Below are 350 nucleotides of genomic sequence, written 5' to 3'. Positions count from 1 at the left end.
AGCTCAATTTCAATTTCACTTTTAAACCCATTGTTATATTCTTTAATTAGGTTACTATCGAACTCTGCATTTTTAATTTTATCTGTAACAACAAATACAACTTCATTGATTAATTTTGTAATAGATATAGATAGGTTAGATAATTTAGATTTAATAAGTTCCTCATCAAAGATAAAACCATTTATGTTAAAGTTAGATATTAAATTACTAATTTCAGGGCTATCAATGATTTTTGAAATACTATCCAACTCATTAGTTGTAATGTCAGTTTCTTCATGAAATACATCCGCATCAAGAATATACGATATATCTATTGATCTGGTGGCGTCGGATAGTCCCAATAAAATAAC

1 protein-coding gene is annotated in these 350 nt (G+C 26.9%); it reads right to left on the bottom strand.

Annotated features, from left to right (window positions below):
* A partial coding sequence (locus tag V2A85_RS24620; RefSeq protein WP_420072681.1) for a hypothetical protein occupies nt 1–350 on the bottom strand: 350 nt, incomplete at both ends.

The organism is Yersinia sp. 1252 StPb PI (genome assembly GCF_048593885.1).
GTDB lineage: Bacteria > Pseudomonadota > Gammaproteobacteria > Enterobacterales > Enterobacteriaceae > Yersinia > Yersinia enterocolitica_E.
The sequence above is the reverse complement of the archived record's forward strand: the minus strand, read 5'-3'. Positions and strand labels throughout refer to the sequence as shown.